This is a genomic window from Rathayibacter sp. Leaf296, assembly GCF_001423045.1.
Classification (GTDB): domain Bacteria; phylum Actinomycetota; class Actinomycetes; order Actinomycetales; family Microbacteriaceae; genus Rathayibacter; species Rathayibacter caricis.
The window spans coordinates 318,153-335,895 of the sequence record NZ_LMNR01000003.1; the positions used below are offsets into that span (position 1 = coordinate 318,153).

The window sequence follows — 17,743 nt, forward strand, 5'->3', positions numbered from 1 at the left end:
TGGGCGCACCGGGTCCCAGGAAGCGCTCGAGGTTGGTGCGGCCGGTCTGCGACACGGTCGACGGGTCGATCGGCTTGTCGGGGTCCATGACCGAGAGGTCGACGCCGGTGTAGAAGGCGTAGGAGGCCGCGGCCTCGTCGAGGGTCCGGCTCGCGACCTGCCGCTCGCGCAGCTCCTGCGCCTGCGCGCTGGTCGGGGCGACGATGAAGGTGCCGGCCTGCAGGCACGCGATGCTCGCCGGGTCCCGGCCGAACGACTCCGCGCGGCGGCGGATGTCGGTGATCTGCTCGGCCATCTTGGCGATCTCGGCCGCCAGGAACACGCCCTCGGCGTACTTCGCCGCGAGATCGCGGCCCGGTCCGGAGGCCCCGGCCTGGAAGAGCATCGGGGTCCGCTGCGGCCCGGGCGGCACGTTCAGCAGGCCCTTGCTGCGGAAGTGGGGCCCGTCGTGCTCGATCTCGCGCACCTTCGACGGGTCGGCGTAGACACCGCCCTCGCGGTCGACGATGATCGCGTCGTCGTCCCAGCAGCACTCCCAGAGCTTGAGGGTGAGCTCGACGTGATCGGCCGCGATCTCGTAGCGCAGGTCGTGCTCGATCATCGGAGCGCCGAAGAGCCGGGCCGAGGCGTTCTGGCCGGCACCGGTGACGATGTTCCAGCCGATGCGCCCCCGGGTCATGTGGTCGAGGGTCGCGAGCTTGCGGGCCACCATGGGGGGCTTCTCGACCGAGGTCGACTGCGTGGTCACCAGGCCGAGCCGCTCGGTGACCGCGGCGAGGGCGGGCAGGATCATCGACGGATCGGCCTTGGGCACCTGGATCCCGTTGCGGATCGCGGCGTCCGGGACCGAGTCGTTCACGACCGGGTAGCCGTAGTCGTCGGCCATGAACAGGAAGTCGACCCCCGCCTCCTCGCAGCGCTTCGCCATCCGGATCCAGTGGTCGAGCTCGAGGAACCGGGTGGACGTGTTCTCGGGCAGGCGCCACGAGCCCATCAGCATCGCGGACTGGAACATCCCGATCTTCCAGCGCTCTGTCATCGCGTCTCCTCGCGTCGTCGTCGCCGGTTCGAGTGAACCGATCAGTTCAAAGGTAGGCGAGCGATGTTTCCGGCACGTCACAGTCGGGGAACGGTCTGCGTCCAGGGGTGCGGGACAGCCGCGGATCAGCGGCCCGCGTCGAGCTCGGCGACGAGCGAGCGCACCCGAAGCGCGTAGCTCGCATCGAGCTCGGCCGCGGGAGCCCCCGTCAGGAGCAGGATCTGCAGGCCCCGCCAGAGCGACAGGATCTCGATCGCCGCGGTGCGGCTCCGCTCGGGCCCGAAGCCGTCGGCCAGCAGCTGCGTGCCGAGCGACTCGAGCCACTGCGTCGCCGAACGGGCCAGGAACGGCGCCCAGGCGTGCCCCTCGTGCACGGCCGTGCCCAGCTGCTGGAAGTAGAGCCGCAGATAGGGCAGGTGCTCCGGGAGCGAGAGGTCGTGCCACGCGCGCAGCAGCCGGGTCTCGAGGCCGCCGGGGCCGGCGAGGTGCACGAACAGGTCGCGCAGCAGGGGGAACCGGTCGAAGGCGCGCACGGCGGCCTCGTCGAGCAGATCCTCGCGGGAGGCGAAGTAGTACAGCAGCATGCGGTTGTTCGAGCCGATGCTGCGGGCGATCCCGCTGAGGCTCATCTGGATCATGCTCTCGTCGAGGATCCTGTCCACGACCAGTTCGAGCAGTCTGTCCCGCTCCGATCGCCCCGCCACTCGTCCGACCCTACTGCTCGAGCGGACGGCCTCCGCGCTCCGAGGCGACTGCACCGCGGCCGGCCCTCGAGGTCAGGCCAGCCAGGCGTCGATGCGGCGCCGGGCCTCCTGCTTGAGCGCGTCCGGGGCCGCGGTCGTCTCGATCGACGTCCACGCGCACGCCGCGAGCTGCTCGTCGCTCAGCCCGAGCGTCGCGCGGCACAGCTCGTACTCCGACAGGATCTGCGGTCCGAAGATGATCGGGTCGTCGGCGTTGATCGAGCAGCGCACTCCCGCCGCGAGCAGAGCGGGCAGCGGATGGGCGTCGAGCGACTCGACCACGTCGAGCAGCAGGTTCGAGGTCGGGCAGACGTCGAGCGGGATCCCGCGCTCGGCCAGCTCGGCGACGAGTGCCGGGTCCTCGACGGCGCGGACGCCGTGCAGGATGCGGTCGGCGTGGAGCACGTCGAGCGCCTCCCGGATCGACTCGGGCCCCACCAGCTCGCCCGCGTGCGGCGTCGACTGCAGCCCTGCCGCTCGCGCCAGCGCGAACGCGTCGGCGAACGCCGCTCCGGGATGTCCGCGCTCGTCGCTCGCCAGTCCCAGCGAGACCACTCCGCGACCGGCTGCGCCGACCGCCGCGCGCGCGACCAGGAGGGAGTCCTCGACGCTCCCCGTGCGGTCGATCGTCACCATGAAGCCGAAGGCGACTCCGTGCCGTTCGGAGGAGCGGTGCGCGTGCTCGAGCATGACCTCCAGCGCCGCCGCGTGCGAGCCGTAGCGCTCGACGTAGAAGGACGGATCGACGCCGAGCTCGAGGTAGACCACGCCGTCGGCCGCCTGGTCCTCGAAGATCTCGTCGATCAGCCGCGCCAGGTGCTCCGGCTCCTGCAGGACCGCGAGGAGGGTGCGGTAGACGACGTCGAACTGCGTGAATCCGCTGAAGACCGTGGTCTCGGGTGCTGCGATGCCGAGGGCGGCGGCCATCGACTCCAGGGTGGCGGGTCGGACGGACGCCTCCATGTGCAGGTGGAGGTGCCCCTTGGGCAGGGCTCGCAGGTCGCGGAGGGGGGCGGAGCCAGTCGCGACGGTGCTCATCGTGTCGGTCACGGCGGTCACTCGACCCGCGCCGCAGCGGCCTCGAGGTAGGACATGTCGAGGTACTCCGCGGGGTCGGGGAGGTCCTCGTAGCCGGCGGCCTCGAGCCCCGGGTACATCTCGTCGCGCAGGCGCGCCTCGCTCATCCAGAGCAGCGGGTCGCCCGTCGTGCCGACCACGAGCGGCTGCTGCAGCTCGTTCTCGCGCGTCTGCTGCACGAGGTCGAGTCCGAGGTCGGCGCCGTACTCGTCGACCGAGAGCTGCGCGCCGACGGCCGGGTCCTCGCCGTTCTCCTCCCAGCCGCGGAGCGACGCCGCGAGGAAGCCCTCCATGACGTCGGCGTTGTCCTCGACGTAGGCCGAGTCGCCGTAGATGATGTTGCCGTAGGTGGGCAGACCGAGGTCCGAGTAGAGGGTCACGACGTAGTCGTCGGGAGCGAGGTCGTACTGCTCCTCGAGCATGATCGGCTGGTTCGTGGCGTAGGCGGTGTAGGCGACGCCCTGTCCCTCGACCAGCGGGGCGATGTCGAAGCCCGCCGGGAGGAACTCGTAGTCGGGCTCGAGGCCGGCGACGCGGAAGACGGCGTCGTAGTCGATCTGCGTGCCCTCCTGGCCCAGCACCGTCTTGCCCACGAGGTCCTCGGCCGAGGTGACCGGGTCGTCGGCCAGCGAGACGATTGAGGAGGGGCTGTCCTGGTAGACGGTCCCGACCGCGGTCCAGTCGTTGCCGTCGGCGAAGCTCGCGAGCCACGCCTGCGCTCCGGGCTGGATGCCGAGGTCGGCGTCTCCTGCGGCGACGGTGGCCATGGTGGTCGGCGCGTTGGGCCCGCCGCCGATCCACTCGATGTCCAGGCCCTCGTCCTCGTAGTAGCCGTTGGCGTCGGCGAGCCAGAAGCCCGCCCACTCGACGTTGGTGATCCAGCCGAGTGAGACGCGGACGGTGGTGAGGTCGTCGGCCGCGGCCGCGGAGCCGTCGGACGACGAGCAGCCCGCGAGGGCGGCCGCGGTGGCGGCGACGAGGCCGATGCCGGCGGTGCGGAGCAGGCGGGGCGGGATGGATCGGGACATGGGACTCCTTCGGAAGACTGCGGGAGGGGAGGAAGAGGAACGGGCGGAGGGGGTGCCGAGGACGTCAGCCCACGCGGGCGACGACGCGGTGCTCGAGTCCGCGGGCGGCCAGGAACACGAGCACCGAGAGGACGGTCGCGACCAGCGCGACGCCCCACGAGCGCTCCATGTCCATGTAGCTCCGCGACTCCGAGAAGAGCGCGCCCAGTCCGTGCGCGCCCATCAGGAACTCGGCGAGCATCGCTCCGAGCACCGCGGTGGGTGCGGTGATGCGGACCGACACCATGAGCTGGGGCAGGGCGTGCAGGACGCCGAGCCGCCTCAGCACCTGCACCTTGCCGGCGCCGAGCACCGCGAACAGGTCGCGACCGGCGGAGGGGATCGAGGTGAGCCCCGAGAGGGTGAAGACGAACGCGGGGAAGAAGCAGATCAGCACCGTCGAGGTGATCACCGCCGGGTCGCCGTAGCCGACGATCCGGGCGATGATCGGGATCATCGCGGTGATCGGCACCGAGCGGATGATGAGCGCGGCCGGAGTGACGACGCCCGCCACCGCGGTCGAGGACCAGACCAGCACCGCCGCGGCGAAGCCGATGGCCGTTCCGCCGACGAGGCCGACCAGTGCCACGCCGAGCGTGTAGCCGACCGACGGGAGGTAGTCGACGAAGCCCAGCACCACGTCGCCCACCACGGGCCACGGTCGGGGCGCGACGGTGGCGGTGTAGCCGTTGAGCACGACCCAGAGGTCCCAGGCGACGAGGACGAGCAGGACCGGCCAGAGGTGCACCAGGCCGCGGAGGGCGGGGCGGATCACGAGAACCTCCCGACGGCCAGGCGCTGCAGCTGCACGAAGACGAGGTAGGCCGCGAGCGAGACCACGGTCGCGACCAGCGCCGCCGACCACAGCAGGGTCATCTGGTAGTTCTGCATCGCGCTCACGAGGAGGAGCCCCAGGCCGCGCGGGGCGCCGAACCACTCGCCGATCGTCGCTCCGAGCACGGCGGCGGGTGCGCTCATGGTGAGCCCGTCGAAGAACGCGGGCACCGCGCGGGGGAGCTCGAGGCGGCGCAGGCGCTGGGCCCGGCTCGCTCCGAGCACGGTCAGCACGTCCGCGTGCGCCGACGAGCCGGTCGAGAAGGCGGAGGTCATCGTCACGAACATCACGAAGCCGACGCTCAGCGCGGCGATGACGAGCGGGGTGTCCTCGCGGCCGACGGTGGTGATCAGCAGGGGTGCGAGGGCGATCGTGGGGAACGCGTTCAGGATCGCCGCGAAGCGGTCGAAGCCGGGGCGCAGCGCCGGGACGATCAGCGCGAGACCGGCGCCGAGGACCGCGACGACGGCTCCGAGGACGAGCCCCTGCCCCGCGGCCGTGATCGTCACGACTCCGTTGCGCCAGAGCAGGCTCGACCCGGCGGAGGTCGCGGCGTACGCCAGCACCTCGGTCAGCGGGGGCCACGCCCGCCCGGCGAGACCCGAGCGGCCGACGAGCTCGGCGACGACGAGCAGGAGGACGGCGCCCGCCACTGCGGAGAGGGCCGCCGAGCGCGCGCGCGTCACCTCGGCACCGTCTCGGCCCCGTCGAGGAGAGCCGTGAGCTCGTCGACCAGCTCGTGGAACTCGGGAGTGCGCGTCGTCACCGCGTCGCGGGGGCGGGCGAACGAGACGTCGCGCACGGTGCGCACCTGCCCCGGTCGGCCGCTCATCACGATCACGCGGTCGGCCAGGATGAGCGCCTCGTCCACGTCGTGCGTGATGAGGACGGTGGTGATCCGCTCCTCGCTCCAGATGCGGGCGAGCTCGGCGTTCATGCGGCGGCGGGTGACCGCGTCGAGAGCGCCGAAGGGCTCGTCGAGGAGGAGGAGGTCGGGGCCGAGCGCGAGCGCTCTGGCGATGGAGGCGCGCTGACGCATGCCGCCCGAGAGCTGCTTGGGCCGGGCGTCCTCGAATCCGGTGAGGCCCACGAGCCGGATCAGCTCGTCCACGCGAGCGTCGTCGATCCGGCGGCCGGCGACCTGGAACGGGAGCGCGATGTTGGCGCGGACGCTGGCCCACGGCAGCAGCGCGTGCTCTTGGAACGCGACTCCGAGGCGGTGCTGGCGCGCGAGGCGGTGCGGGTCGTCGCCGAAGACCTCGACCGTGCCGGAGGTCGCGACGTCGAGGCCCGCTGCGAGGCGCAGGATCGTCGACTTCCCGCAGCCTGACGGGCCGATGATCGCGACGAACTCGCCGTGAGCGACCTCGATGTCGATGCCGGTCAGGGCCTGCACGCTGCGCCCCCGGCCGAGCGGGAACACCTTCTCGACGCCGCGGATCGACACCGCGGACGTGCTCTCGGTACCGCGGGGCGGCGCCGCGATCGGGCTGGTCTCGCGCATGGGGGCTCCGCTCCGGGGGGTCGCTCCCGGTTCGGGAGGGACGAGTGAACTGATCAGTACAAACCCTACGAAGGCTCTGTTTCGCCCGTGTGTCGGGCCGATGCGGTGCGTGTTAAGTCCACTGAGGGGTCGGAGCCACGTCCCGGACCGGCGCCCGACTCGCGGCCGCAACGCTGTCCGGAATCTTTTTGAGAGCGCTCTCTCACAACTCTTGACCTCTCCGCAGAAGTGTTCGTACACTCGCCCTACATCTTGTGAGAGCGCTCTCACGGACGCAGCGCAGCCGCGTGAGAGCGCTCTACGGGATGCCCTCACCAACTCACGAAGGAGTGACCGTGCTCGCATCACGACGCGCCAGGATCGCCGCAGCGATCTCCGGCGCCGCAACCCTCGCCCTCGTCGTCACCGGATGCTCGTCGTCCGGTTCCGACGCCGCCGAGGGCGGGAACATCGAACTGACCGTCACCACGTTCAACGCGATGGGGTTCGACGACCTCTACGCCGAGTACGAGGAGGCGAACCCCGGGATCACCATCGTCCCGAACAACATCGACACCGGCGGCAACGCCCGCACCGACGCCTTCACCAAGCTCGCCGCGGGCTCCGGGCTCGCCGACGTCCTCGCGATCGAGGAGGGCTGGCTCGGTCAGATCATGGAGGTCTCGGACCAGTTCGTGGACCTCCGCGACCACGGCATCGAGGACCGCAAGGCCGACTGGGTCGACTGGAAGTACGAGCAGGCGACCGACCCCGACGGCCGCGTCATCGGCTACGGCACCGACATCGGCCCCGAGGGTCTCTGCTACAGCACCGCCGCCTTCGAGGCCGCCGGTCTGCCGACCGACCGCGAGGCCGTCGCCGAGCTGCTCGGCGGCGCGGACGCGACCTGGGACGACTACTTCGCCGCCGGGAAGCAGTACAACGACGCGACCGGCAAGGCCTGGTTCGACCACTCCGGATTCGTCTGGAACGCCATGGTCAACCAGCTCCCCGAGGGCTACTACACGGCCGACGGCGAGCTCAACATCGAGGGCAACCCCGAGCTCGAGGAGCGCTGGGGTCAGCTGACCGATGCCGCGGCCGCAGGCCTCTCGGCCGGCCAGAAGGCCTGGGACTGGAACAAGGGCAAGTCGTTCACCGACCAGACCTTCGCCACCTTCGTCTGCCCGGCGTGGATGTTCGGCACCCTCAAGGGCGGCGTGGAGGCCGGCGGAGGAGACCCCGAGAACACCGGCTGGGACTTCGCCGACGTGTTCCCCGGCGGCGCGGCCAACTGGGGCGGCTCGTTCCTCTCGGTCCCGACGCAGTCCGAGCACCCCGCCGAGGCCGCCGCTCTCGCCTCGTGGCTGAGCGAGCCCGAGCAGCAGATCACGGCGTTCGAGGCGGCCGGTCCGTTCCCGAGCACCCTCGCCGCTCAGGAGGAGCTCGCCTCCGCCGCCGAGCCGGACCCGTCGCTGAACGGCTCGCCCACCGGCGCGATCCTCGCGAAGCGCGCCGAGGGGGTCGTCGCCCAGTACAAGGGACCGGACGACTCGCTCATCCAGGAGAACGTCTTCGGCCCCGTGCTGCAGAAGGTCGACCGCGGCGAGCTCGACGGTGATGCCGCCTGGGCCGAGGCGCTGAAGCTCCTCGGCGAGCTCGTCGACTGACGCGCCTCTCCCACCTTGGGCTCCCACCCGGCGGCACCGTTCCGCCGGGTGGGAGCCCCTCCCCCCGAGCCCTCCCACCGGCCCCTCCCATCGAGGAAAGCGATCGCGCCATGACGAGCACACTGACCCCGCCGGCGACGGCGACCCCGCCGAGGGGCGGGCGGCCCACCGCCCGCGTCCCCCTGACCTTCCGCCAGCGGCTCGGCCGCTTCGACGTGAAGGCCTCCCCGTACCTCTACATCTCGCCGTTCTTCCTGCTCTTCGCGATCACCGGCGCGTTCCCCCTCGTCTACACGCTCGTCGTGTCGCTCTTCGACTGGGAGCTGCTGCAGGGCCAGGGCGACTTCGTCGGCCTCGGCAACTTCGCGGCGGTGCTCGGCGACCGGTTCTTCTGGAACTCGATCGTCAACACCATCAGCATCTTCCTGCTGTCCACGATCCCCCAGCTGCTGGTCGCGCTCCTCCTGGCGGCGGCCCTCGACCAGTCGCTGCGCGCCAGGACCTTCTGGCGGATGAGCGTGCTGCTGCCCTACATCGTGTCCCCGGTCGCGGTGGCGCTCATCTTCTCGAGCGTCTTCAGCGAGCAGGAGGGCCTCGCCAACAACCTGCTCGGCCTGATCGGCGTCCCGCAGATCGACTGGACGAACGACCGCCTCGCCAGCCACGTCGCCATCGCCTCGATGGTGAACTGGCGCTGGACCGGCTACAACGCCCTGATCCTCCTGGCCGCCATGCAGGCCGTGCCGCGCGATCTGCACGAGTCGGCCGCGATCGACGGCGCCGGCGCCTTCCGCCGCTTCGTCTCGATCACGATCCCGAACATCCGCCCGACCCTGATCTTCGTGATCATCACGGCGACCATCGGCGGCCTGCAGATCTTCGCCGAGCCGCGCCTGTTCGACGTCTCGAACGCCGGTGGCATCGGCGGCTCGGACCGTCAGTTCCAGACCACCGTGCTCTACCTGTGGGAGATGGCGTTCTTCCGTGGGAACTTCGGTGAGGCGGCCGCGATCGCGTGGCTGCTGTTCCTCCTGATCGTGCTGATCGGGCTGGTGAACTTCGCGGTGTCGCGGAGGATCGCCTCGGTCGAGAACCAGGTGCTCGGCACGCGGGCGCAGAAGAAGGCCGCGGCCGTGCTCGCCTCCTCGGCCGACCGCGCCGACGAGATCGCCGCGACCGACCCCCTCCTGTCCTCCACCGGCCTCGGCCAGAAAGCGAGCGAGCGATGACCGCCCCCGCACCCACGGCCGCGTTCCCGGTCCGCCGCCCCGTCGAGGGGGAGGCCCCCGCGAAGGAGCCGCGCCGCCGCCGGAAGGGCGCCGGGCGCGTCGACCGCCCAGGCTTCCTCGTCTACGGACTGCTCAGCGCCTTCATCCTCGGCTCGACCTACCCGCTGTGGTGGTCGTTCGTCGTCGCGAGCGGCACCAACGCCACGCGCAGCGAGACGCTGCCGATGGTGCCGGGCGGCAACTTCCTCGCCAACGCGGCGAAGGTCTTCGATGCCCTGCCGTTCTGGACGGCGCTGATGAACAGCATCATCGTCTCGGGAGTCATCACCGTCTCGGTCGTGACCTTCTCGACGCTGGCCGGCTACGCCTTCGCGAAGCTGAAGTTCCGGGGGCGCGACGGGCTGATGATCACGGTCGTGGCGACCATGGCGATCCCGACGCAGCTGGGCATCATCCCGCTGTTCATCCTGATGCGGCAGCTGGGCTGGACCGGCGAGCTCGGCGCGGTCATCGTGCCGACCCTCGTCACCGCGTTCGGCGTGTTCTTCATGCGCCAGTACCTGATCGACGTGATCCCCGACGAGCTGATCGAGGCGGCACGGATGGACGGGGCGAACCAGTTCCGCACGTTCCTCACGGTCGCGGTGCCCGCCGCCCGACCGGCCATGGCGATCCTCGGGCTCTTCACCTTCATGATGGCGTGGACGGACTTCCTCTGGCCGCTGATCGTGCTCAGCCCCACGAACCCCACGCTGCAGACGGCGCTCGCACAGCTGCAGTCCGGCTACTACATCGACTACTCGATCGTGCTCACCGGAGCGGTCATGTCGATCGTGCCGCTGCTCGTGCTCTTCGTGCTCGCCGGACGCCAGCTCATCGCCGGCATCATGAGCGGCGCGGTCAAGGGATAGACGGGCGCCGAGCGGTGTCGTGGCTCCACTACCCTCGGATCACTGATCCGAGAGGCCCGTTATGAGTCACGACACCGCCTCGGCCGCGCCGACGCTCGAAGAGGTCGCCGCCCTCGCAGGAGTCTCGCGCTCCACGGTCAGCCGCGTGGTCAACAACTCGCCCCGGGTGAAGGACGACGCGGCCCAGGCCGTGCGCAAGGCGATCGAGGAGCTCGGCTACGTGCCGAACCGCGCTGCCCGCTCGCTCGCGAGCCGCAAGACCGAGGTCATCGCCCTCGTGGTGCCGGAGTCGACCGCGAAGGTGTTCTCGGATCCGTTCTTCGCCTCGGTGGTCCAGGGGGCGGCGCTCCGCCTCGCCGACACCGAGTACACGCTCAACATCGTCATCGCGTCGGAGGCGGCGCCCGAGAAGACCCGCCGCTACCTCCTCGGCGGCAACGTCGACGGGGCGCTCGTCGTCTCGCACCACAGCGGCGACCACTCCTACGCCCGGCTCGGCACGAGCCTCCCGGTGGTGTTCGGCGGTCGGCCGCTCAGCGCCGAGGAGCAGGGCAGCTACTTCGTCGACGTCGACAACATCGCGTCGGCCCGCGAGATCACCGAGCACCTGCTCGGCCTCGGCCGCCGCGAGCCGGCCATGATCGCGAGCCGCCAGGACATGCCGGCCGCCGTCGATCGGCTGCTCGGCTGGCGCGACGCGGTCCGCGAGGCCGGGCTCGACGACTCCCGCGTCGAGATCGGCGACTACTCGCCGGCCGACGGAGCCGCGGCGATGCACCGCCTGCTCGATTCGGGCCGCCCGATCGACGCGGTGTTCGCCTCCAACGACCAGATGGCGGCGGGCGCGCTCGCCGCGCTGCGCGAGCGCGGGCTGTCGGTTCCCGGCGACGTCGCCCTCGCGGGCTTCGACGGCGACTACTTCGCGCAGGCCGCGGATCCGCCCATCACGACGATGCGCCAGCCGTCGACCGAGCTCGGCTCGGCGATGGCGGAGGTGCTGGTGCGCCTGCTCGCCGGCGAGACGGTCGAGCGCGTGACGATCATGCCGACGGAGCTGCTGGTCCGCGGGTCGACGGTGCCCGGGGCCTGAGGTCGCCTCTTCGCTGATCGAGTAGCCGCGCAGCGGCGTATCGAGATCCCCGTGTCCCGGGAGTGGCGGGTCTCGATGCGCGCCTGCGGCGCTCCTCGACCAGCAGAGGCCGCGCCTACGGCGCTCCTCGACCAGCAGGGGAGGCCGCGAGTGGTCACTGAACGGTGCCTGCCGGCCTCGCAGGCCCCGTTCCGGGTCGACTCGGCCTGAGCTGGCGTGGCGAGTGGTAGCGAGCCGGGCCCTGGCTGGGGCGCCGCGCCCGGTTCGCGTCCACTCGCTGATCGAGTAGCCGCGCAGCGGCGTATCGAGATCCGCGTGTCCGGGGGTCGATGGGTCTCGATACGCCCCTTCGGGGCTACTCGACCAGCAGGGGGCCGGTCACTCCACCAGCGTGTAGACGCTCGACGGCCGCCCCGTCGAGTAGCGCAGCGTCCGCGCCGCACGGCCCGACGCCACCAGGTGCTCCAGGTACCGCCGCGCGCTCACCCGCGAGATGCCGACCGCCACGCTGACCTCGGTCGCCGACGCGTCCGCATCCGGTCGCAGTGCGCCCAGCACCGAGGCGAGCGTCTCGGTGCTCAGCCCCTTCGGCAGCGCCTGCGCCCGGGCGCCCGAGGTGAACAGCACGTCGATCTCGTCCTGGTGCAGGCCCGCCGCCCCCTCGAACAGGCGCCGATCGTGCGCCACCTCGTCGAGCCGGTTCCGCAGCGCCGTCGCGCTGAACGGCTTCACCAGGTAGTGGTGCACCCCCGCCGCCCGCGCCGCGCGCACGCTCTCCACGTCGCGCACCGCCGTCACCGCGATGAAGTCCGGCTGCGGCCCCGCCGTCGCCCGCACCGCCCGCAGCACGTCGAGCCCCGAGAACCCGGGCAGGTGGAAGTCGAGCAGCACCACGTCGGGCTGATGCGCCTGGATCGCGGCGACCGCGGACGGTCCGTCGCCCGCGACCTCCCGCACCTCGAACCCGGGGTGCGCGGCGACGAACCGCTCGTGCAGGGCGGCGATGGCGGAGTCGTCGTCGACGATGACGACCGACAGCGGGCCGGTCACCGGACCACCTGGACGGCCGCGACCGGCGGCAGGTGCAGGCGCGCGGTGAGGCGCGCCCCTCCCCACTCCGACGCCCCCGCCGTGACCGTGCCGCGGTTGCGCTGCGCCACCCGGCGCACGAGAGCCAGCCCGATGCCGCGCCCGTGCACCCGCTGCCCGGAGTCGGGGCCGCCCTTGGACGACACGCCCTCCTCGAAGACCTGCTCGCGGTGCTCCGGCGGGATCCCCGCTCCGTCGTCGTCGACCTCGATCACGAGGTCCTCGCGGTCGATCGAGAACTGCACGCGCACGCGGTGCCCGGCCGAGCAGGCCTCGAGCGCGTTGTCGACGAGGTTGCCGACCACGGTGACGACGTCGTCGCGCAGGGTCGAGGGCAGGCGTCCGGCGAGGGCCTCGGCGTCGGGAGTCGCGGAGACGGCGAGGTCGATCCGGAGCTCGCGCGCGTGGGCGCTCTTGACCATGAGCAGCGCCGTGAGCTCCGGATCCTCCATCAGCATCTCGGGGGCGATCGCTCCGCCGACTCCGAGCGGGCCTCCGCTGCCGAGCCGCGCGATGAACGCGCGCGCCTCGTCGACGCAGTCCAGCTCGAGCAGCCCCGAGACGACGTGCATCGTGTTCGCGAACTCGTGCGCCTGAGCGCGCAGGCCGGCGGCGAGCGACTGCGCGCCGTCGGTGTCCTGCATCAGCTGGTGCAGCTCGGTGTGGTCGCGGAGCAGGAGGGTCGCGCCGACCGTGCGCTCACCGCGGTGCGTGCCGGTGCCGCGCGCGATCAGGATCCGCTCGCCCGCGAGGACCAGCCGCCCCTCGCGCTCGCCCGCCTCGAGCACCTCGAGCAGCGACGGCTCGAGCACGTCACGGGCCAGCGGGGGAGGCTGCGTCGGATCCGGCGACCAGCCCAGCAGTGCCGTCGCCGCGTCATTGACCAGCACGATCCGCCCTGCCGCGTCGACCGTGACCACCCCCTCCGAGAGCCGGTGCAGCATCGTCTCCTGCTGCGTCACGAGCGAGGCGATCTCCTCCGGCTCGAGGCGGAAGATGCGGCGGCGGATGATCGCGGTGACCCAGGCGGCCCCGAAGATCCCGAGCACCGCCGCGCCCGCCATCGCCCAGAGCAGCCAGCTGAGGTGGCCGAGGAAGTCCTTCCGCAGCGCCGACTCGAGGATCCCGACCGAGGCCGTGCCGATCACCTCCCCGTCGGAGCCGAACACCGGCACCTTCACCCGCCACGACTCGCCGAGCGTGCCCGTCTGCGTGCCCACGAAGGTCTGCCCGGCCAGCGGCACGGAGGGATCGGTCGAGACGCGCTCGCCGATCCGCTCGGTGTCGGGGTGCGAGAACCGCACTCCCGCGCGGTCGGTGACGACGACGTAGGTGACGTCGGACGCCTCCCGGATCACCTCGGCGATCGGCTGGATCACGATCGAGGGGTCCTCGTCGTCGAAGGCCTCGGTGATCGCGGGCAGGTTCGCGACCGAGCGCGCGACTCCGGTCATGCGGTCGAGATAGGAGGAGCGCAGCGAGCGCTCCTGCAGCGATCCGGCGACGAGGCCGGTCGCGACGACGGCGACAGCGACGATCAGCGCCTGCAGCAGCAGGAGCTGTACTCGAAGCGACATTGCCCGAACCACCCGCCCATCATGACGCGCCACGGGTGCCGCCACGTCGCTCCGGCACCGGATCGAGACCGACCGGCCGCCGACCAATAGTTACGAAAGCCCGCACTTAGTTTCCGAAGCCGCGGCCGCCGCATCGCTCTCATTAGGTTCTGACTCGCGCGCCGCAGCGGCGCATCACCCCGATCTCGCACTCGGGAGTTCTCAAAGGAGAGAAAGAACCATGCGATCCAAGCCCTTCCTCGTCGTGCTCGCCGCCTCGACCCTCGCCCTCACCGCCTGCTCGTCGGGAGGGACCGCCTCCGACGAGCCCGCGGCCGCCGGCGGCGCCGTCGAGTCGCTCCAGATCATCGTCCCCGCCGACCCGGGCGGCGGCTGGGACCAGACCGGCCGCGCCATGTCGCAGCTGCTGACCGCCGAGGAGCTCGTCGGCTCGGCCCCCGTCACCAACGTCGGCGGCGCGGGCGGCACCGTCGGCCTCGCCTCCCTCGCCAACGAGAAGGACCCGAACACCCTGATGGTCACCGGCCTCGTCATGGTGGGCGCGGTCGAAACCAACGCCGCCGACGTCCGGATGGAGGACACGACTCCGATCGCCCGCCTCACCGAGGAGTCGCTCGTCATCGTCGTGCCGGCCGACTCCGACTACGAGACCCTCGAGGACCTCGCCGACGACATCGTCGACAAGGGCCAGGAGGTGACCGTCACCGGCGGCTCCGCGGGCGGCGCCGACCACATCCTCGCGGGCCTGCTCCTCGAGTCGGCCGGCCTCTCGGGCGACGAGATCGCCGAGAAGCTGAACTACATCCCGAACTCGGGCGGCGGCGAGGCCGTCTCGCTGATCCTCGGCAACAACGTGGGCGCCGGCATCTCGGGCGTGGGCGAGTTCCTCGAGCACATCGAGGCGGGCACCATGCGCGCCCTCGCCGTCTCGTCGGCCGAGCCCGTCGAGTCGCTCCCGGACGTCGAGACCATGACCGAGGCCGGCTACGACGTGACCCTCACCAACTGGCGCGGCGTGCTCGCCCCCTCCGGCATCACGGAGGAGGAGACCGCGGCCCTCACGGACCTCGTCACCGAGCTGCACGGCACCGAGGCGTGGACCGAGGAGCTCGCGACCCGCGGCTGGACCGACGCGTTCCTCACCGGCGACGAGTTCGGCGACTTCCTCGAGAGCGACATCACCGAGGTCGGCGCCACGCTGAAGAACATCGGGCTGGTCGACTGATGTCGACCTCCGCTCCTCCGGTGGCCCCGGGGACGGATGCGGCCCGCGCCGACCGGGGCCGCCTGATCGGCGAGCTGGTCTTCGCGGTGCTCGCCGTCGCCCTCGGGATCTTCGTCTTCGTCGGCGCGTTCTCGATCCGCGCCCCCGGCGCCGGCTCGCAGGTCGGGCCGCGGGTCTTCCCGTTCCTGGTCAGCGGCATCCTCACTTTCTCGGCGGTCATGGTGCTGATCGACGTCCTCCGCGGCCGCCTCGGTCCGCAGGAGGAGGGCGAGGACATCGACTCCGCCGCGACGACGGACTGGGTCACCCTCGGCAAGCTCGTCGCCTTCGTCATCGCGCACATCGTCCTCGTCGACCTGATCGGCTGGGCGCTCGCCGCGGCCGTGCTCTTCGGCGGAGTGGCCTGGTCGCTGGGCGCGAAGAAGTGGTGGGTCGCGATCCTCGTCGGCCTGGCACTGGGCCTGGTCGTGCAGATCGTCTTCGGCGGTCTGCTCGGGCTCTCGCTGCCGCTGGGTCCGCTCCTGGGCTGGCTGCAGCCCCTCCTCGACGCGATCGGAGGCTGACGTGGACAACATCTCGGCACTGCTCGAGGGCTTCGCGATCGCCGCGCAGCCGGAGTACCTGATCTTCGCGTTCCTGGGCGTGCTGGTCGGCACCGCCGTCGGCGTGCTGCCCGGCATCGGCCCGGCCATGACGGTGGCGCTGCTGCTGCCCCTGACCTACACGCTCGACCCCACCGCGGCGCTGATCACCTTCGCCGGCATCTACTACGGCGGCATGTACGGCGGCTCGACCACGAGCATCCTGCTGAACACGCCGGGGGAGTCGGCCTCGATCGTCACCGCGCTCGAGGGCAACAAGATGGCGAAGATGGGGCGCGGAGCCGCGGCCCTCGCCACGGCGGCCCTCGGCTCGTTCGTCGCCGGCACCGTCGCCACGGTGCTGCTGACCCTCCTCGCCCCGACCATCGCGGCCTGGGCCGTGAACCTCGCTCCCGCCGACTACGTGGCCCTGATGGTCATCGCGTTCATCACCGTGGGCGCCCTGCTGGGCTCCTCCGTCTGGCGCGGTCTCAGCTCGCTGGGCCTGGGCCTGTTCGTGGGCCTGGTCGGCACCGAGATCCTCTCGGGCCAGCAGCGCTACACGTTCGGACTGCTCCCGCTGGCCGACGGCATCGACGTGGTGCTCGTGGCGGTCGGTCTCTTCGCGGTCGGCGAGACGCTCTACGTGGCGTCCCGGATGCGGCACGGCGGCATCCAGGTGATCCCCGTGACCCGCGGATGGCGCAGCTGGATGACCCGCGACGACTGGAAGCGCTCGTGGAAGCCGTGGCTGCGCGGCACCGCGATCGGCTTCCCGATCGGCACGATCCCGGCCGGCGGTGCGGATGTGGCGACGTTCCTGTCGTACGCGACCGAGCGCAAGCTCTCGAAGCACAAGCACGAGTTCGGTCGCGGGGCGATCGAGGGCGTGGCCGGTCCGGAGTCGGCGAACAACGCGGCGGCGGCGGGCGTGCTCGTGCCGCTGCTGACACTGGGCCTGCCGACGACCGCGACCGCCGCGATCATCCTCTCGGCGTTCCAGAGCTACGGCATCCAGCCCGGACCGCAGCTGTTCACCAACCAGCCGGGACTCGTCTGGGCGCTGATCGCGAGCCTCTACATCGGCAACGTGATGCTGCTGGTGCTCAACCTGCCGCTGGTGGGCATGTGGGTGAAGCTGCTGCAGATCCCGCGTCCGTATCTCTACGCGGGCATCCTGACCTTCGCGGTGCTGGGCGCGTACGCCGTCAACTTCTCGACGGTCGACATCGTGATCCTGCTGGTCGTGGGAGTGGTGGGCTACTTCCTCCGCCGCTTCGGCTACCCGGTGGCGCCGCTCGTGATCGGGCTGATCCTGGGCCCGATGGCGGAGGCGCAGCTGCGCCGGGCGCTGCAGCTCTCGCAGGGCGACCTGACCGCGCTGGTCACCCGCCCGTTCGCCGCCTTCGCGTACCTCGCGCTGATCGTGATCATCGCGCTCGGCCTCTACCTCCGCTCGCGCCAGAGCCGGATGGAGAGGGCGATCGCCGCGGCGACGGTCGTCGACGAGTCGGTGCAGTCGGCGGTCGACACCGCCTACCGCCCGGGCGAGCGCCCGACCGACATCGACACCACGGGCGTGAACCAGGTGACGGGGACGACCGGTATCCGCACCGTCGAGAAGGGCCCCCGCCGCAAGAAGTGAGGTGGATCTCGATACGGCCGCCGCGCGGCCTACTCGATCAGCAAGCACTCTTCTGCTGGTCGAGTAGCCGCGCAGCGGCGTATCGAGACCCGCCCCACACGAGACGTCCTCGGACCGTCGAGACAGCCCGCAGCAGCGGGACGTGTCGACGGCACGGGGACGTCTCGTCGTGGGTGCGGGGGCTGGAGGAAGGGGGTGGATCTCGATACGGCCGCGGGGCGGCCTACTCGATCAGCAGTAAGGGCCTCGCCAGTCCTTGCTGGTCGAGTAGCCGCGCAGCGGCGTATCGAGATCCACGTCCTTCAGAACCTCGATCTCCCCTGCCCCGTGCAGGATGCGAATGGTCGCGAAACGGCGCTCCCCGCCCTGGCAGGCCCCGTCCAGCGACCACTCGCACCATCAGCGCTCACGGAGTCGACCCGAAGCGGGGCCCACGAAGGCGGCAGCCCCCGTCCGGCGACCACTCGCCTCACCAGGCCCTC

General features: G+C 71.3%; 16 protein-coding genes. 7 read left to right on the forward strand and 9 right to left on the reverse strand.

The genetic code is table 11. From position 1 onward, the window contains the following. From ASF46_RS17970 to ASF46_RS18000, 7 genes are all read right to left on the reverse strand, one after another. The coding region (locus ASF46_RS17970; protein ID WP_082485655.1) for an NtaA/DmoA family FMN-dependent monooxygenase at positions 1-1,039 on the reverse strand (1,039 nt) is incomplete at its 3' end. A 125-nt stretch (positions 1,040-1,164) separates the two neighbouring features. Then, a complete protein-coding gene (locus tag ASF46_RS17975; protein WP_157602767.1) occupies positions 1,165-1,743 on the reverse strand; it encodes a TetR/AcrR family transcriptional regulator in 579 nt (192 codons plus the stop codon). 72 nt (positions 1,744-1,815) lie between these two features. Then, positions 1,816-2,832, reverse strand: coding sequence for an adenosine deaminase (gene add, locus ASF46_RS17980; RefSeq protein WP_200919762.1), 1,017 nt, complete (start codon positions 2,830-2,832; stop codon positions 1,816-1,818). 5 nt (positions 2,833-2,837) lie between these two features. Further along, complete coding sequence (locus ASF46_RS17985) at positions 2,838-3,887, reverse strand: ABC transporter substrate-binding protein (RefSeq protein WP_056868886.1); 1,050 nt, start codon at positions 3,885-3,887, stop codon at positions 2,838-2,840. Positions 3,888-3,951: 64 nt separating this feature from the next. Beyond that, the gene (locus ASF46_RS17990; protein ID WP_056868887.1) at positions 3,952-4,701 is read right to left on the reverse strand and encodes an ABC transporter permease; all 750 of its coding nucleotides are present in this window, start codon (positions 4,699-4,701) and stop codon (positions 3,952-3,954) included. Beyond that, complete coding sequence (locus tag ASF46_RS17995; RefSeq protein WP_055784712.1) at positions 4,698-5,447, reverse strand: ABC transporter permease; 750 nt, start codon at positions 5,445-5,447, stop codon at positions 4,698-4,700. The genes ASF46_RS17990 and ASF46_RS17995 overlap by 4 nt, the downstream gene beginning before the upstream one ends. Continuing rightward, the gene (locus ASF46_RS18000; protein ID WP_056868888.1) at positions 5,444-6,265 is read right to left on the reverse strand and encodes an ABC transporter ATP-binding protein; all 822 of its coding nucleotides are present in this window, start codon (positions 6,263-6,265) and stop codon (positions 5,444-5,446) included. Before ASF46_RS18000 ends, ASF46_RS17995 begins: the two co-directional genes overlap by 4 nt. 335 nt (positions 6,266-6,600) lie before the next feature. On the opposite strand from ASF46_RS18000, the gene ASF46_RS18005 reads away from it, so the two are divergent. From ASF46_RS18005 to ASF46_RS18020, 4 genes are all read left to right on the forward strand, one after another. After that, positions 6,601-7,914, forward strand: coding sequence for an ABC transporter substrate-binding protein (locus tag ASF46_RS18005; RefSeq protein ID WP_235577018.1), 1,314 nt, complete (start codon positions 6,601-6,603; stop codon positions 7,912-7,914). A 110-nt stretch (positions 7,915-8,024) separates the two neighbouring features. Further along, positions 8,025-9,143 (forward strand): carbohydrate ABC transporter permease, encoded by a 1,119-nt coding sequence (locus ASF46_RS18010; RefSeq protein WP_056868890.1) that lies wholly within the window; start codon positions 8,025-8,027, stop codon positions 9,141-9,143. Then, entirely contained in the window at positions 9,140-10,054 is a 915-nt protein-coding gene (locus tag ASF46_RS18015) for a carbohydrate ABC transporter permease (RefSeq protein ID WP_056868891.1), read from the forward strand. Before ASF46_RS18010 ends, ASF46_RS18015 begins: the two co-directional genes overlap by 4 nt. Positions 10,055-10,115: 61 nt before the next feature. Continuing rightward, positions 10,116-11,144, forward strand: a complete 1,029-nt coding sequence (locus tag ASF46_RS18020; protein ID WP_056868892.1) for a LacI family DNA-binding transcriptional regulator — start codon at positions 10,116-10,118, stop codon at positions 11,142-11,144. A 378-nt stretch (positions 11,145-11,522) separates the two neighbouring features. On the opposite strand, the gene ASF46_RS18025 is transcribed toward ASF46_RS18020, so the two are convergent. Beyond that, complete coding sequence (locus ASF46_RS18025) at positions 11,523-12,194, reverse strand: response regulator (protein ID WP_200919763.1); 672 nt, start codon at positions 12,192-12,194, stop codon at positions 11,523-11,525. Beyond that, complete coding sequence (locus ASF46_RS18030) at positions 12,191-13,810, reverse strand: ATP-binding protein (RefSeq protein ID WP_056868893.1); 1,620 nt, start codon at positions 13,808-13,810, stop codon at positions 12,191-12,193. The genes ASF46_RS18025 and ASF46_RS18030 overlap by 4 nt, the downstream gene beginning before the upstream one ends. A gap of 220 nt (positions 13,811-14,030) precedes the next feature. On the opposite strand from ASF46_RS18030, the gene ASF46_RS18035 reads away from it, so the two are divergent. Genes ASF46_RS18035 through ASF46_RS18045 form a run of 3 tightly spaced genes read left to right on the forward strand, consistent with a single transcriptional unit; the run spans position 14,031 to position 17,261 of the window. Next, positions 14,031-15,035: a Bug family tripartite tricarboxylate transporter substrate binding protein gene (locus ASF46_RS18035; protein ID WP_056868894.1), complete on the forward strand. Its 1,005-nt coding sequence runs from the start codon at positions 14,031-14,033 to the stop codon at positions 15,033-15,035. A gap of 20 nt (positions 15,036-15,055) precedes the next feature. Next, on the forward strand, positions 15,056-15,598 hold the full coding sequence (locus ASF46_RS18040) for a tripartite tricarboxylate transporter TctB family protein (protein ID WP_056869025.1): 543 nt from the start codon (positions 15,056-15,058) through the stop codon (positions 15,596-15,598). 1 nt (position 15,599) lies between these two features. Next, the gene (locus tag ASF46_RS18045) at positions 15,600-17,261 is read left to right on the forward strand and encodes a tripartite tricarboxylate transporter permease (protein WP_082485658.1); all 1,662 of its coding nucleotides are present in this window, start codon (positions 15,600-15,602) and stop codon (positions 17,259-17,261) included. Positions 17,262-17,743 lie beyond the last annotated feature (482 nt).

Bases quoted from the DNA above. Each gene is read 5' to 3' on its own strand.
- ASF46_RS17985 (WP_056868886.1), bottom strand. From the start codon at position 3,887: ATGTCCCGATCCATCCCGCCCCGCCTGCTCCGCACCGCCGGCATCGGC.
- ASF46_RS18000 (WP_056868888.1), bottom strand. From the start codon at position 6,265: ATGCGCGAGACCAGCCCGATCGCGGCGCCGCCCCGCGGTACCGAGAGC.
- ASF46_RS18010 (WP_056868890.1), top strand. From the start codon at position 8,025: ATGACGAGCACACTGACCCCGCCGGCGACGGCGACCCCGCCGAGGGGC.
- ASF46_RS18015 (WP_056868891.1), top strand. From the start codon at position 9,140: ATGACCGCCCCCGCACCCACGGCCGCGTTCCCGGTCCGCCGCCCCGTC.
- ASF46_RS18020 (WP_056868892.1), top strand. From the start codon at position 10,116: ATGAGTCACGACACCGCCTCGGCCGCGCCGACGCTCGAAGAGGTCGCC.
- ASF46_RS18030 (WP_056868893.1), bottom strand. From the start codon at position 13,810: ATGTCGCTTCGAGTACAGCTCCTGCTGCTGCAGGCGCTGATCGTCGCT.
- ASF46_RS18035 (WP_056868894.1), top strand. From the start codon at position 14,031: ATGCGATCCAAGCCCTTCCTCGTCGTGCTCGCCGCCTCGACCCTCGCC.